Here is a 13,944-nt window from a genome sequence, read left to right as displayed (position 1 = left end):
AAAACGCCGCCCAACACAACGGTTGGACGGCGCCAGTTGGTTATACTTTATTATCGCATAACTTATCGATTTTAGTGACGGTTCCGCTTCGTTTGCTTTTCAGCATCGGATTCGTCTTCCATGCGATCGGTCAACGGGTAAGTTAACCGAATCAAACTTGGAATAATCGTTGGGATGGCGAATACCAGGATAATCAACCCAATGATAACGACCATCGCCACTTGAATCAACGTCAAGACACCGGATGGCATCAAGGCGGCAAATGTCCCACTCAGAATCAGGGCGGCGGATAAGACCACGGCACCGATTACGGCAGAAGCTCTGACGATTCGAGTGCTTGGTGTAGCAGCCGAATTATCAAATTCACGATATTTCATCATCAGGAAGATACTGTAGTCGACCCCAAGGGCAATCAACATGATGAACCCGAAGAATGGTGTGTTCCAAGTCAACATGTCTTGACCCATGAACCAACTACTCAACATCCGCGTGATACTCAAGGACATAATGTAAGCCAATAACAAGGTCCCTAAGATGTAGAACGGTTGTAATACGGAACGTGTGATGACCATCAAGGCAATCAGGATTCCGACTAACATGATCGCTGCCGTCCGAATAAAGTCACTAGAAGCAATTGATTGGGTATCGTTGGTTTCAGATGTTTGACCACCAATGGCAATCGTTGCACCGTCTAACGCAGTCCCCTTCAAGCTATTTTCAGCTTGTTTTTGAATTGCCGTTACCTTATTCATCGCTGACTTCGAACTTGGATTTTCATTCAAGACGATCGTCATCTTCGTGGCATGGTTATTACCAGACATATAAGCCTTCAAAGCAGACTTGTAAGTCTTACCCTTCAAGGTACTCTTTGGCACGTAGTACGTCTTCGAAGCCGCAGAATTCTTCAACCCAGTCAAGTAACTATTAGCTGAGCCAACACCCTTGTTGATCGTCTTAGTCCCATCACTGGCAGTCTTCAAACCGTCTTGGAGGGTCTTCATCTGACCAACTAAGCTTTGAATGCTGGTGTACATCTGTTCGTTACCTGAGGCAACTTGGGAGGCACCGCTGTTAAGCCCGCTTACCCCACTGACTAAAGTAGGCACTTGCGAGTTCAAACTTGATGTCCCACTAGCTAATTGAGAAGCACCACTGTTCAATGTTGAAGAATTTGAAACTAATTGATTAGTCCCAGAATCTAAGGTACTGATGGCACTGGTCAATGTAGGGATTTGTCCCTGTAAACTAGTCAAACCACTTGAAACTTGAGAAGCACCACTATTAACTTTGTTGGCGCCAGTAGTAGCGGTTGATACGCCATTGGTATACGTATTCAATTGAGAGGCTAGAGAGCTTGCCCCACTTTGGAGTTGAGTCAAACCACTTGAAATTTGTTGGGAACCATCTACTAATCCATTCGTTCCATTCAACCCAGATTGAATTTGTTGCATTCCGCTAATTGCAGACTGCAATTTAGCAATCACTTCCAGAGAACCATTATTGGCTTCAATGGATTTAGTAGCTAATTGGTTTAAGTCAGATAACTTGTCCAATTCACTGCTTAATGACGAAAGTTCTTTCAAATCGTCAGATAAATCAGAGCTCGTTTCATTCATGGTCGTTAAGTCTTTTTGCAATTGCGTTGCACTCGTTTCAGTCGAACTAATGCTTGACGACATTGAAGAACTTGCACTTTTAACTTTTTGATTAATCTGTTCACCGGTGGCTTTCAAAGCAGCAGTCAATGCGGCAGTTTGTTGCGTCGTTAATGCTGTTCCACCATTTTTATTGACGGCAGCAACAATTGTCTGAATGTCGCTCTCGCTCAAACTAACAGAGCCAACTCCAGATGCCGAATTTTGCAAATTAGATAATGCATTTTGCAAATTAGTTGCGTCTGTCTTAACAGCCTCACCATTTTTAGAAAGCGTCGATGCAGTTGTCGTAATTCCACTAATATCTGGCACAGAAGTTGAACTAGCCGATGATAAGGATTCCATCGCTTCATTTAATGAAGTTAACCCTTTTTTCAATTCAGCCAACTTTTGTGTATTAGCAGTGCTAGTTGCACTTGAAACACTTGAGTTAACGCTGGTTTGCATCTTTTGAAGCCCTGCAGTTAATTGAGATGCACCTGATTGAAGTGACGAAACACCACTTGTCAGCGTTCCCGTTCCACTAGAAATCTTGGACTTATAACCATTCAGCGTATCCAGGCCAGAACTCAGAGAAGTCGTTCCTCCAAATACTGAACTAGCACCCGAAGCCAGCTGATTAACACCACTAGCCAACGTCCCAGTCTTACTATTCAACTGGTTCAAGCCGCTGTTAACCGTGTAAACACCATTGGTATAGGTAACCAACCCACTAGCAAGTGAACTTGACCCGCTTGCCAATTGACTAGCACCACTAGCTAAAGTCCCGGTCTTACCGTTTAAAGTGTTGAGACCTGATGAGACTTCATCCGCCCCATCCGCCAACTTCTTAGCTGACTTAGCGCTATCAGACATATTTGCACTCTTCAGCTTACTGTTGGCGCTGTCCAGGCCACTGCCAATCTTGGTTAGGCCTTTGCCGGCACTCTTCATACCGCTAGTGACCGTGCCTAATTGATCATTGACGTACAATTGACTCACTTCTGAGCCACCTGGTTGAGTGACTGAAGCGACCGTTTTGACCCCTTTGACCTTTTGGAGCTGCTTGGTCAAACTGTCGATGAGCTTCAAATCTTTTTCATTATTTAAAGCATGGTCGGTCTTGATATACAGCGTTGATGGTTCGGCCGTCCCTTTGGAGAAGTGGTCCTGGACGACTTTGAAACCTTTCTTCGCTGGGATCGAATCGTTCAATTCAGCTAACGTATCATAGTTCAATTGATTGTTGTAAGTCAGGATGAATGGTAATGAGACTCCTAACACAACGACCAACGCGATGATTGGGTAGCGCACGGATGAAGCAGCGATACCGTGCCACATCTTACTCGTACTCCCACCCGCAAACTTCTTGGTCGGCCAGAACAACCGTGGTCCTAACAAAGCCATGAAGAATGGGTTCAAGGTCAACAAGACCAACAGTAAGATTGCAACGGCAATCGCAACACCGACCGCTGACTTGTAGATTGAGAAGTTAGCGAGCCCTAGGGCACTAAACCCAATCAGTAGTGACGACCCACTGTAAAGGATCGTTCGTCCGGCAATCTTTAACGCGCGCCCAGTCGCGGCGACCGGACTATCGCCATGACTGAGTTCTTCTTTGAATTGATCGAACATTAAAATGTTGTAGTCGGTCCCAATCCCGAACAGCACCACAACCATGAAGACTTGGGTGAAGTTCGACAATGGAAAGTTAAATTTATCAACTAAGTTCATCACAACGCTCAGCGAAATGATGAATGAGACCCCGACTGACAACAGCGAAACTAATGGTGTAATCGGTGACCGGAAGACCAAGGTCAACACAATGAAGATGAAGATAACGGTAATAATTTCCGTTTTCTGGATCCCGGCTTCCGTCTCTTGAGTGAAGTCATCATTTAAGATGTCACTCCCTGTCACGTACGTCTTGACACCAGCGGTCTTGGCGCCGTCAGTAATATTCTTCGTCATATTCGCGACAGTTTGCTTTTTACCAACCATTAATTGTAACAATTCGGTTGATTTATCCTTCGAAATCAATTGCTTCTTAGCAGCGGCATTATCGCTGGCTGCCGTCATTGATTTCACGTGATACTTCGATTTCTGATCTTTGAAGTGTTTAATCGTCCCATCGATTGCCTGCTTCTGATCAGCGGTTAATGGTGAATCACCATTATTGAAGACCACGACCACTTGGCGCGTATTATTCTGGTTGCGCCCCCAGTGATTTTGGATAACCTGTGCAACTTGACTCTTCGCACTACTTGGTAGCTTGGTCTGACCCTTGTCGCGGACCAGACTGCTGATATTTGGCAAGAAGATGATGGCCGCTACCATCACGACTAGCCAGATAATCGCTTGAATTGTAAAGCGTCTACGGCTCCCTTTCACTCTGTATCCCTTCCCTTAACTCAGATTCTTAAAACGACATCGTGACATTTAATCAACAATGTGTTTAAATAATAACAACATGTTAAATGAAAACTGTTGTAATTTCAACCAACAATTTTCATAAAATCGTCATTAAATAAACAAATAAACAGTGTACTGTTCAAATAATGGGGTGAACTTCAGTGGTAGGCACTAAAAACAACCGACGTTCGCAAATGACCGAACGTTTAATTCAAGATAGCTTAATCAATCTGCTCCAGCAGCAATCACTCGATGAGATTACGGTGACTGCGGTCTGTAAAGCAGCCGACATCAACCGGGGGACCTTCTATGCGCATTATGAAGATGTCAAAGATTGCATGAAGAAGATGGAACAAGACGCCACCGAGGAATTACTGGCGGTGATCGATGAACATCTCAATCCCGACTCACTACAAGCCATTCTGACGGGAATCTTCGAAGTCGTTAAAAAACGGCATGCCGTGACTTCCTTCATCTTAACGACTGACCAAGACTTCCTGATGAGCTTCATGGCAACTACGAAACGCGAAATCTTGGCGCACAACCAAGCCGAAATCGCCGGCATCGGTAACCGTGAAAAGGAATACATGTTTGAGTATTACATCAACGGCATCATCGGCGTTGTCCGTTACTGGCTAAAGACTGGTCTACATGAGACGCCGAAAGAACTCGCCCGGTTCATCAATGACTGGTGGTACCGGGGCAAGCCCATCAATAACCTCACGGAACACTAACTTCGACGGGGTCCACTGGCTCGCTAGTTAAGCAAACTAACTGATGTGTCACTATATTAAATTAATTATTGTTTCAATACCTTGATATTTATCTGACATATTTAAAGTAACATGGACCCCACCAATCTAAAAGCAATCTAACTTACAAATTTTAAAGCCATGATTAGCATACTAATCACCGCACCTGACCACCTTAACCGCCGTCAAGTGCACAAAAAAAAATCCCTAGCCATTTTTCAACAAAATGACTAGGGATTTTTCAGACTTCCTTTGGAGGGGTCTTCGGTTGATACATCCGACGTTTGATCTCATCCATTTCTTGATCCAGCTCAGTAATTAGCTGCGCCTTCTTCGTCAATGAGGCTCGTAAATCGGCCTGATGTGGGACGTTCTTTTTATAATTTAATTCATGTTCCAACGACGCCCAGAAGTTCATCGCAATCGTCCGGACTTGCAATTCGACCTCGACAATACTTGGGCCATCGACCGTATAGACGGGAACGCCCAGAATCAAATGCAAACTTTGATAGCCGTTTGCTTTCGGATGGTGGATATAATCCTTCACCCGTAAGACTTTAATATCTGCCTGGGTTGCCAACAAATCTTCGACCGTTTTCACATCGCTCAAGAAGCGCACAATCAGCCGAATACCGGCAATGTCATGTAAATTGTTAAAGACCGCGTTCAATGTCAGCGGCAAGTGTTTGCGTTGCATCTTGCCGACGATGCTTTCCGGCGACTTGATTCGGGACTGCTTGCTGTCAATCAAGGCATAGCCGTAACGCAGCTCATATTCACGACTAATATAATCTAACTTATCTAAAACGAGCTTCATCGCCACTTCATACCGTAACGAATAAGCTTTCAACTGATCAACAGCTTGCAAAAGTTCCGGGGGTGCTGGCAGAAGCTGGTCATTATCCGCACTTGCTTGGGATTTTGTTGTGCTCAATCAATATCGCTCCAATATAAGACTCTATTCTCTCTCGATCCTGCTTAGCGGATGGTCACAGTCCACTCACGCGCAATCTGGTCATAGGCAATCTGATAATCGTCTTCACCAACTTGGTAAGCCAATTGCCCATCTACGTCCTTAAAGTCACTCGGAATGAGGCCGTGCCCTTCCAATACGTTCAAGTGGCCAACGACCATTCGATCCGCTAAGAAATTTTCAAACCGCTGCCAAAAATTTTGGAAACTCGCAAAATCATGCACGTCAAAAATCTCATTACGTAACACTTCAGCATTAAATTCTAGCCGAATCCGTACACTTTTCAGCATCAATTGGGGCCTCCTTTATTCCGGTTAACCCACAAGGCACCGCCATTTCAGTGATGCTGTAACCAACCTTTTACGTGGGACTACTTCAATAATAAGACAATCGTAGCACCCAACGCAATGCTTGATTGATGCCATCCGCAATTCTTAAACACAACTTTAGGTCCGACTTAATTGATTTTACGTTTTGGATTCAAGAGGTTCATCGGGTCAAACAGCGCTTTGATCTGGTGCTGCAGCATATCCACGTCCTCGCCTAATTCGGCATTGTTCCACTGATTCTTCAACATGCCAACCGCATGTTCACCCGAAATCGTGCCACCAAGTGCTAAGGTCTTCTTGAACATTTCCTGTAACGCGATGACGACTTTTTCTGGGACCTGCTTCTCCGATGTTGGCCAAACGAGGGTCGGATGAACGTTACCATCACCCGCGTGGCCGGCCGTATAAATCTCAACGTCTAGGCGCTGGGCTAAATCTTGAATATAGTCCATCAGCGGTGCCAATTGTGATAACGGCACTGCCATATCTTCCATAATATGGTTCTGACCCGCAAAAACGGCTGGTAGCATGTCGCGCCGTAACTGTTCGAGTTCGGCCTGCTGCTTAGGCTCAGTCGTAATCGTAACGTTGCTAGCGTGTTGTTCGGCCAATAATTTCTGGACGACAGCCATGCTAGCTTGGCCACCATTATCGAGTTTAAAAATCAACATCGCGGCGCTATCCTTAGCATAATGCGTCTTCTCATAGCGGTCCAGTGCGGCCACCGTATTGCCGTCGAGCGCTTCTAGCATCGTCGGGTAAACCCCTGAGATGCGAATCGCCGTCACCGCTTTGGCCAGCGCCGTCATGTTATCAAAGAAGGCCACGCCCATCACGGGAGTCCCTAATGGAATCGGCAGTAACTTGACCGTCACTTCCGTAATGATCCCCAGCGTCCCCTCTGAACCAATCATCAACTGGGTCAGATCATAGCCAAATGCTTGTTTGAGTGTCCGACCACCAAGCTTGATTTCACGACCGTCAGCCAGTACGACCTTTACACCTAACACGTTATCCTTGGTAGCGCCGTACTTGACGGTACTCATACCACCCGCATTGGTCGCCACGTTACCGCCAATCCCAGAGATTGGTTTGGAGCCTGGATCAGGTGCGTAAAACATGCCCTGTTTGCGCGCTTCTTGGTCTAAATCACCATTAATAACGCCGGGTTGTACGACCGCCACTGAATCGGCCTTACTGATTTCGATGATACGATTCATCTTGGCTGTTGACAGAATCACACTCCCAGTCAGGCCATCGGCACCAATCACCGTACTAGTCGTCTGGTCTTGCGGAATCACGGGCAAATGATATTTGCGGGCGACGCGGAGCACACCTTGGATATCCTGCGTGGAATGGGCTTCCACATAGGCCAGTGCCAGCCCACTGTCGTCATCCGTTAACCGGGGACTAAAGGAATACTTCGTCAGTGTTGCCTGATCGGTGAACACTTGACCATCCGTCACTTGGGCGGTCAAATCCGCTAACACTTCTTCATCTGAAAACGCGCGAAAGACTGTCAAAATACAAGACCTCACTTTATTTAATTAAGTTCAATGTCAGTATAAGCCAAGAATCCGTTTTCGACATTAATACTGTCCGCAAGACGACCGCCCGTCTATTCGCACAGTTTCCAATCCAATACTTTTACGTGGTATCTATTTTTTGAATTGCGTACACTCAAAATAAGTATTTTCCGGCGGCGTTTGAACCGGGTATGCTAGTGATTGTGAATCATTGCAAACGGGTCGTTAATACGGGGAATTAGCCTTAACGACCTTCATTAAGGGAGGATTTGAACATGCGGCATTCAGCATCTTCAAAATTACGGCCGGTGCTCATCACGGTCGGCATTATCATTGTCATCATCGCCATTGCACTGGGTGTTATCATTCGCCAGGCGCAGGCCCGCTACCAGTCGACCATCTACACGGGTAGCAGTAATACCAAAGTCAATCCGACAAAGCCCCTCAGCATCCTGTTGCTCGGGGTCGATACTGGGGCGGACGGGCGCATCGACAAGGGCAATTCGGATACGATCATGGTCGTCACGATCAACCCCAAGACGAAAAAGACCGTCATTACGAGTATCCCCCGCGATACGCTCGCTGAGATGGTCGGTGACCAAGACACCAACGTGCAAAAACTCAATGCCGCTTATAACATTGGCGGTTCCAAAATGGCGAAAGCCAGCGTCAGCCAACTGCTCAACGTTCCCATCAACTACTACGCTACCATTAATATGGGCGGCCTCAAGCAAATCGTGAATGCGGTCGGTGGCGTGACAATTACCAGTCCCCTCAACGTCTCATTCGACCACGTGACCGTCACAAAGGGTGAGCACCATTTGAACGGGACTCAGGCCCTGGCCTATACGCGGATGCGTTACCAAGACCCGCAGGGTGACTATGGCCGACAGCTCCGCCAACAACAGGTCATGCGCGCTGTCCTAGCCAAGCTCGCGCAGACCAAGACTTATAGCCGCTATGATCAATTGCTCACGTCGCTCAAAGGCAACTTGCAAACAGACTTGAGCTTTGACGACTTGGTCGGCCTGGCCACCCACGACCGTGCAAACATGAAGCACATCCAATCCACACAAGTCGTCGGGTTGCCCGCCTGGATCAATACTAGTTCCTATCAGATTTTGACGACTAAGACATTACAACAAACGTCGAATCGCTTACGGACCCAATTAGGACTGAACACGCAGACTCTCAGCAATATGGAGACCAAGTTAAATGCCGCTAACACGGTATATGACGGTAAAACCAATCTCAACTACGATACGCAAGGGCTAGATAAGATTACCTATACTGACAATACGAAGTAACCCTGATTCCAAAAACGGATGGCAGCTCGAAGTCGTGTGCTTCGAACTGCCATCCGTTTTCTAGTGCAATCAGCTGTTAAAATTCTTCATTGAAATAAGAAATAAGACGTTAGAACTGGTTGTTAGAATCAGTCGCCGACATCGTAACATATATATTTACGCGGTGTGCTAGTTATTATTTAGAATTAAAAATGATTGAATCCTGCTATTTCCAAGTTCAAAAGGCTGCCAGCTGAGACCAGCTGGGAACAGTGCGAGTTTGCGTAAACCTGCTGTTGTAGAGACGTCCTAGTCCGGCTTCCAGGTATTTCTGACAACGCTGGAACGCGATGGACACAGATTTAAGCCGACAACCCACGTCTTAAATACTGGTCTTTCACTAACCAAGCAAAAGACGCTTGTTAAGTGAAATTTCATCGCTGAGCATTGTCAGAAACACCTTCCAGCCTGGATGGTATTCGAAAGGCAGACGCGTGCGAACTCAACTTTTTCTTAGATTAGTCGTTGATTCATAGTCCAAGGTCATTTTGACATTCAACTGTCAGACTAGTTTCTAATGATAGCTAAGCTTCCTAACTCATGTTTTAACTTTTCAAATCAGCAGTTTCACTGAATTTGTCAGAACTTTCCCTAATCGTTTGAGATAGCAAAGCCTCAAATTATAAACGAAGGTAATTTATCAACTAAATTCAAGACTAATGTCCGTTGAATCTTGCGAAGAAAATTCAACTGATTTTTTTAGTGATTAAGTGTGATAAAGCATTATTGAGGCCAATTAAAAGTTTGCCTGAAGGACCAGTCCTTAATATTCAGTGGTCAGTTGTACCCAGATAGGTGGCCGTTCATCTGCCATTCGAGCGGGTTCCCGACTGTAGGGGTTGGCTGACAATGCTCAAGGGCGAAATTCTTCTTGTCCGGGTGGTTTTCCCGGGCTAGAAGAAGACTCGTATTTGAAATTGCGCAGTGGGTTTCTGCGTGAGTTCAAATCGATGTCCGCCCTGTTCCAGCGTTGTCAGCCAGCCCCGGAGGTCGGACTAAGGCGCGCATCGGCTGACGAACAGGACGCCAACTTGTCATGATTGAACCATTGAATCATGACAAATTAACTAGCACAATGCGTATATATTTAGTAACATTGACAACTTTCACGATTTACTTTACATGTTACAAAATTATGATAGCGCAGGTATTGAACACAACGACCGCGCTGGTCATGCCAATAACGCCCCAATCACAATCCCAACGTCCTTAGCTGACCCAATCCGCCAATTGTGTGACCAAGCCACCGGTATCATCATTGAATTCGTATTGCACGTCGCCACGAGCAGCGACCGCCCGATGCTGACTGACCCGCAAATCACTCAGCCGAAAGGTCAATTCCAGTGGTTTGAAATTTTGAACCGAGCGAATCCAGATATAGCCTGCTAACCGTTGCGCTTGCACGAAAAAATAACGCTCAGTGGTCGTCGTTAAATCAACTTGTTTTAAAATCCCCGTCTCCATCATCGCTGCACTCCCTTCATCTATTTTTCACCATTAAATATAAGCGCTGAAACGCGTTTCAGGTCAAGGGGGCACACTTATTTATTTTTAATTGAAACTTCAAATATTACATTTTAATAACACTAAGTAAAAAAGCTAGTCAAATTAGTCAAACGGTTGTACTATAATTGGTGACATTTACTGATTAATATTAAACAATTGAAACCATCATAAAGGAGCATCCTGACCATGAGCCAGCTCGACACACTGCATCCCCAAGCCTACTGCTACTACATTGAATTAACGGGTAACGAACGCCCGGAATTACTCACCTCATTAACTGCTAGTGAACAGGCCCTCGGAGAATGGGAGCGTATCCATGCCGCTAAGCTCCCGACCTGGCGATTATGGACGAACGCTAACGCGGACACGATTCGCTACACCGTCGCCCACGTCATCGCCCGTAGCGCTTTACCACAAAACGCCTACTGGTTACTGCAATATAAAGGCGCTGACCATGGTCATCCGCGGATGCTGCACCCGCAGTTTCATACGCGGTGAGCTTTGTTGATTCGCTATGGCACTACTATCTGAGATGATAGTTGGTTTGCTGTTCGTCAGCCAAAAGCTTGCTTGTCCGACTGGATCTTCAGGCAAACTTTGAATCTGTAAAATTCGTCAGTATGGTATTTCTAACATTTTTAGAAACGGAAGGTGCACGATGACGACGAGAACTGATACCAATAAAACCCAGTTGCGTGTCTCTGTAGCGACAGCTGACTATGATACGGCTAGCCAGTTATTTCACGAGCTCGGTATGGATATGACCACAGCAATCAATCTCTTTCTGAAACAAAGTATTGCGGTAAACGGATTACCCTTTCGACCACACCTAATCACCAACACTGACAAGGCCATTCGTGAAGCCCATAGCGACCAAGTTCAGCACTTTACTAGTGAGACTGACTGGCAGAGTAGTGTCCGTCATGAACTTAACAAGGCTGACTAATTCAAGACCAGCCTGTGCCATGACTTGAAGCATGTCATAATATCCGCAATCTTATAGACACGTTACACAAAAACACCACCACACAAAAACACCACGCCAAACCTACGACAATCGTCGCACTGGTCTAAGCGTGGTGTTATTTATTTTCAGCAGTTAATTAAGCTTCAACCGTTTCGCCGGCAGCTTCCTTAGCAGCGAAGGTCTTTTCTTCCTTAACCTTGTCACGATCCAAGGCCTTGAAGAAGAAGTAGTAGATGGCACCGTCGAGCACGATATTGACAACTTGTAATACCGCACCAGAGATGTGCATCGTGGCTAAGTAACCAGAGATAATTGGCGGCGTGGTCCAAGGAACCATGACCCCAACCGTCTTAGCAACTAAGCCGGTCGACATCGCAATATAGGTCGTCGTAACGTTAACTAATGGTGCCAAGATGAATGGAACGGCAATCCGATAGTTCATAACGATTGGCAACCCGAAGACGATTGGTTCGTTGATATTGAACAATGCTGGTCCAATCACCAACTTACCCAAGGTCTTAAATTCGGCACTCTTCGACACAAAGGCAATCATGAAGGCTAACCCCAAGGTCGCACCTGAACCACCCATGTGAACGAAGTTATCGAAGAATTGTTGCGTTACAACGTTTGGCAAAGCTTTGCCCGCCTTAAGTGCTTCCGCGTTTTGTGACATCGCAGCCAACCAGATTGGTTGCATAACCCCAGAAACCACGTTGGCACCGTGAATCCCGAAGATCCATAAGATACATACGACGAATTCGGCAACTAAGGCCCCTGGTAACGTATTACTCAATAAGCCCAGTGGTTTAGCCAAGACGAAGGAAATCACGTTAGGAATGCTGTGCATTGGTGATGCTTCGACGGCTAACCGGAGTAACCACATCAAGAATAAGATAATGAAGCCAGGAACTAAGGCTGCAAATGAGTTGCTGACAGCCGGTGGCACACTATCTGGCATCTTAATCGTCCAGTTGCGGTGAACCATGAAGACGTAAAAATCAGTGATGAATAACCCAATCAACAGTGCGGTAAACAGACCAGCAGAGTCCAGTTGAGTTAAGGGTACCCACAGTGCCCCTGCCTTATCCGTGTTTAACGGAATCGTTAAGAACCAAGCGCCTAACGAAACGATTGACGCGGAGATTGGGTCGACCTTATAACTCTTTGCCAAGTTATAAGAAATCCCGATGACCGCAATCAGTCCCATAATATGGAACGATGCGTTGGTTGGATATTGAACGATCGTTGCCCAGTTCGAACCAAAGGTATTCGCCATAAAGGTTTGATAGCCTTTGATTGGGAATTGCGCGATAATCATGAAGACCGACCCGATGATAATCATTGGCACCGCGAGTGTCATCCCATCACGTAACGCAATCAAGTGACGAGAACCCGCGATTTTACCAAAGAATGGGACAAGTCGGTCATTAACAAAGCTCGACTTATTGTTTTCGCTCATGTCGTGACCCCCTAGAATAATTTAATAACCTAACGTATTCAACGGACAGCTGATTTTAAAAGACAGAATAATTGATATACCAAACGGTCAATGGCCAGTTAACCGTTTACAAAATTAAAATCAGCTCTCACTGAGTCGTCCTGTCATCTGACATTTGTACCCATGAATACGTTTCCTACAATTTTCATTATACCTGTCATCACGCGAATGTATACCCTTACACTTTAAATTGGAAGTTCGTTCCAGATATCGGAACTTGTTCTATTTTTGGAACATGTTTCACAAATTGGTCACGAACTTAATTCAATGGTTGCACGATCATGGCTAATTGCTCTAAATAATAGACGACTGGCAACTGTGACAAGGTGCTCCCACCGCTGACGGCTTGCACTTCCGGCGTGTCATAATTCAACACCACGTCCGCGATTCCCGCCAGCGTCGAGTGACTGCTAGCGGTAATTGCGACTACCTTGGCCCCATTTTGTTGGTAATAGACGCCCTGTTCATTAATGTCCTCGGACTCCCCAGAGACGGAGAGTACCAAAAAGACGGTGTCCGATAAGTCTTGTGGTTGCCCAGTGTCCGTCAGCATTAGACTATACAGGCCAAAGTTGGCAAACAAGTGACTGCCATAGGTCGCTAAGCCCGCACTGGTCCCGGCTCCGGTCAAAATCACCATCCGCGCTTGCTGCAATAGTTCCGCCACCTGATGGAGTTTCGCCGTCACATCAGGTAAACTCATGTGGTCAAAAAAGGTCCGCATTGGTATCACGGTCCGCGCCAACGGTTGGGTGGCATCTTGCCGCAATTGTTCCTTGAGCGTGAACTTGAATTCCGCGTATCCGTCGTATCCCATGTGCTTTAAAAAGCGCAGAATCGTGGTCGCCGAAACGTGGCTGTGGTCTGCGAGTTGGCGAATCGTCATGGTGCTCACTTCAACGGGATGGCCCACAATATATTTATAAATTTCTATCTCCAACCGATTGAGCTGTTGGACTTGGTCGTACGAAAACATGGTTTCACCCCATTAAAATTGATTG

The 13,944-nt window shown here is 46.1% G+C and carries 11 protein-coding genes; 4 read left to right on the top strand and 7 right to left on the bottom strand.

From position 1 onward, the window contains the following. Window positions 1-71: 71 nt before the first annotated feature. Window positions 72-4,025, bottom strand: coding sequence for an MMPL family transporter (locus KGF70_RS08635; protein WP_216768380.1), 3,954 nt, complete (start codon window positions 4,023-4,025; stop codon window positions 72-74). Between the two features lie 215 nt (window positions 4,026-4,240). Here KGF70_RS08635 and KGF70_RS08630 point away from each other — a divergent pair, with 215 nt between their 5' ends. Continuing rightward, window positions 4,241-4,780: a TetR/AcrR family transcriptional regulator gene (locus KGF70_RS08630; protein ID WP_152704808.1), complete on the top strand. Its 540-nt coding sequence runs from the start codon at window positions 4,241-4,243 to the stop codon at window positions 4,778-4,780. Between the two features lie 259 nt (window positions 4,781-5,039). On the opposite strand, the gene KGF70_RS08625 is transcribed toward KGF70_RS08630, so the two are convergent. The 3 genes from KGF70_RS08625 to KGF70_RS08615 form a co-directional block, all read right to left on the bottom strand. Further along, the gene (locus KGF70_RS08625; protein WP_050337852.1) at window positions 5,040-5,732 is read right to left on the bottom strand and encodes a GTP pyrophosphokinase family protein; all 693 of its coding nucleotides are present in this window, start codon (window positions 5,730-5,732) and stop codon (window positions 5,040-5,042) included. 44 nt (window positions 5,733-5,776) lie between these two features. Further along, window positions 5,777-6,061 (bottom strand): hypothetical protein, encoded by a 285-nt coding sequence (locus KGF70_RS08620; RefSeq protein WP_050337853.1) that lies wholly within the window; start codon window positions 6,059-6,061, stop codon window positions 5,777-5,779. 167 nt (window positions 6,062-6,228) lie between these two features. After that, window positions 6,229-7,623, bottom strand: coding sequence for an FAD-binding oxidoreductase (locus tag KGF70_RS08615; protein ID WP_122211287.1), 1,395 nt, complete (start codon window positions 7,621-7,623; stop codon window positions 6,229-6,231). Between the two features lie 278 nt (window positions 7,624-7,901). Between KGF70_RS08615 and KGF70_RS08610 the strand changes: the two genes are divergently transcribed. Continuing rightward, window positions 7,902-8,933 (top strand): LCP family protein, encoded by a 1,032-nt coding sequence (locus KGF70_RS08610; protein WP_216768381.1) that lies wholly within the window; start codon window positions 7,902-7,904, stop codon window positions 8,931-8,933. Window positions 8,934-10,181: 1,248 nt separating this feature from the next. On the opposite strand, the gene KGF70_RS08605 is transcribed toward KGF70_RS08610, so the two are convergent. Next, window positions 10,182-10,439 carry a hypothetical protein gene (locus KGF70_RS08605; RefSeq protein WP_021338208.1) on the bottom strand — a complete coding sequence of 86 codons (258 nt, stop codon included), beginning with the start codon at window positions 10,437-10,439 and terminating at the stop codon, window positions 10,182-10,184. Between the two features lie 225 nt (window positions 10,440-10,664). On the opposite strand from KGF70_RS08605, the gene KGF70_RS08600 reads away from it, so the two are divergent. Both KGF70_RS08600 and KGF70_RS08595 read left to right on the top strand, forming a co-directional pair. Beyond that, on the top strand, window positions 10,665-10,976 hold the full coding sequence (locus KGF70_RS08600) for a hypothetical protein (RefSeq protein ID WP_216768382.1): 312 nt from the start codon (window positions 10,665-10,667) through the stop codon (window positions 10,974-10,976). A 160-nt stretch (window positions 10,977-11,136) separates the two neighbouring features. After that, window positions 11,137-11,424, top strand: coding sequence for a type II toxin-antitoxin system RelB/DinJ family antitoxin (locus KGF70_RS08595; protein WP_216768383.1), 288 nt, complete (start codon window positions 11,137-11,139; stop codon window positions 11,422-11,424). A 157-nt stretch (window positions 11,425-11,581) separates the two neighbouring features. Here KGF70_RS08595 and celB read toward each other — a convergent pair whose 3' ends face one another. Continuing rightward, entirely contained in the window at window positions 11,582-12,904 is a 1,323-nt protein-coding gene (gene celB, locus KGF70_RS08590; RefSeq protein ID WP_088770184.1) for a PTS cellobiose transporter subunit IIC, read from the bottom strand. A 298-nt stretch (window positions 12,905-13,202) separates the two neighbouring features. Next, window positions 13,203-13,919, bottom strand: a complete 717-nt coding sequence (locus KGF70_RS08585; RefSeq protein WP_216768385.1) for a MurR/RpiR family transcriptional regulator — start codon at window positions 13,917-13,919, stop codon at window positions 13,203-13,205. Window positions 13,920-13,944 lie beyond the last annotated feature (25 nt).

Source organism: Lactiplantibacillus sp. 7.2.4 (assembly GCF_018991185.1).
Lineage (GTDB): Bacteria > Bacillota > Bacilli > Lactobacillales > Lactobacillaceae > Lactiplantibacillus > Lactiplantibacillus pentosus.
Note: the sequence above shows the minus strand (reverse complement) of the source record. Positions and strands in the feature narration are given on the sequence as shown.

Excerpts from the sequence above, each read along its gene's own strand:
- KGF70_RS08630 (WP_152704808.1), top strand. The coding sequence starts at position 4,241 with ATGACCGAACGTTTAATTCAAGATAGCTTAATCAATCTGCTCCAGCAG.
- KGF70_RS08620 (WP_050337853.1), bottom strand. The coding sequence starts at position 6,061 with ATGCTGAAAAGTGTACGGATTCGGCTAGAATTTAATGCTGAAGTGTTA.
- KGF70_RS08610 (WP_216768381.1), top strand. The coding sequence starts at position 7,902 with ATGCGGCATTCAGCATCTTCAAAATTACGGCCGGTGCTCATCACGGTC.
- KGF70_RS08605 (WP_021338208.1), bottom strand. The coding sequence starts at position 10,439 with ATGATGGAGACGGGGATTTTAAAACAAGTTGATTTAACGACGACCACT.
- KGF70_RS08600 (WP_216768382.1), top strand. The coding sequence starts at position 10,665 with ATGAGCCAGCTCGACACACTGCATCCCCAAGCCTACTGCTACTACATT.
- KGF70_RS08595 (WP_216768383.1), top strand. The coding sequence starts at position 11,137 with ATGACGACGAGAACTGATACCAATAAAACCCAGTTGCGTGTCTCTGTA.
- celB (WP_088770184.1), bottom strand. The coding sequence starts at position 12,904 with ATGAGCGAAAACAATAAGTCGAGCTTTGTTAATGACCGACTTGTCCCA.
- KGF70_RS08585 (WP_216768385.1), bottom strand. The coding sequence starts at position 13,919 with ATGTTTTCGTACGACCAAGTCCAACAGCTCAATCGGTTGGAGATAGAA.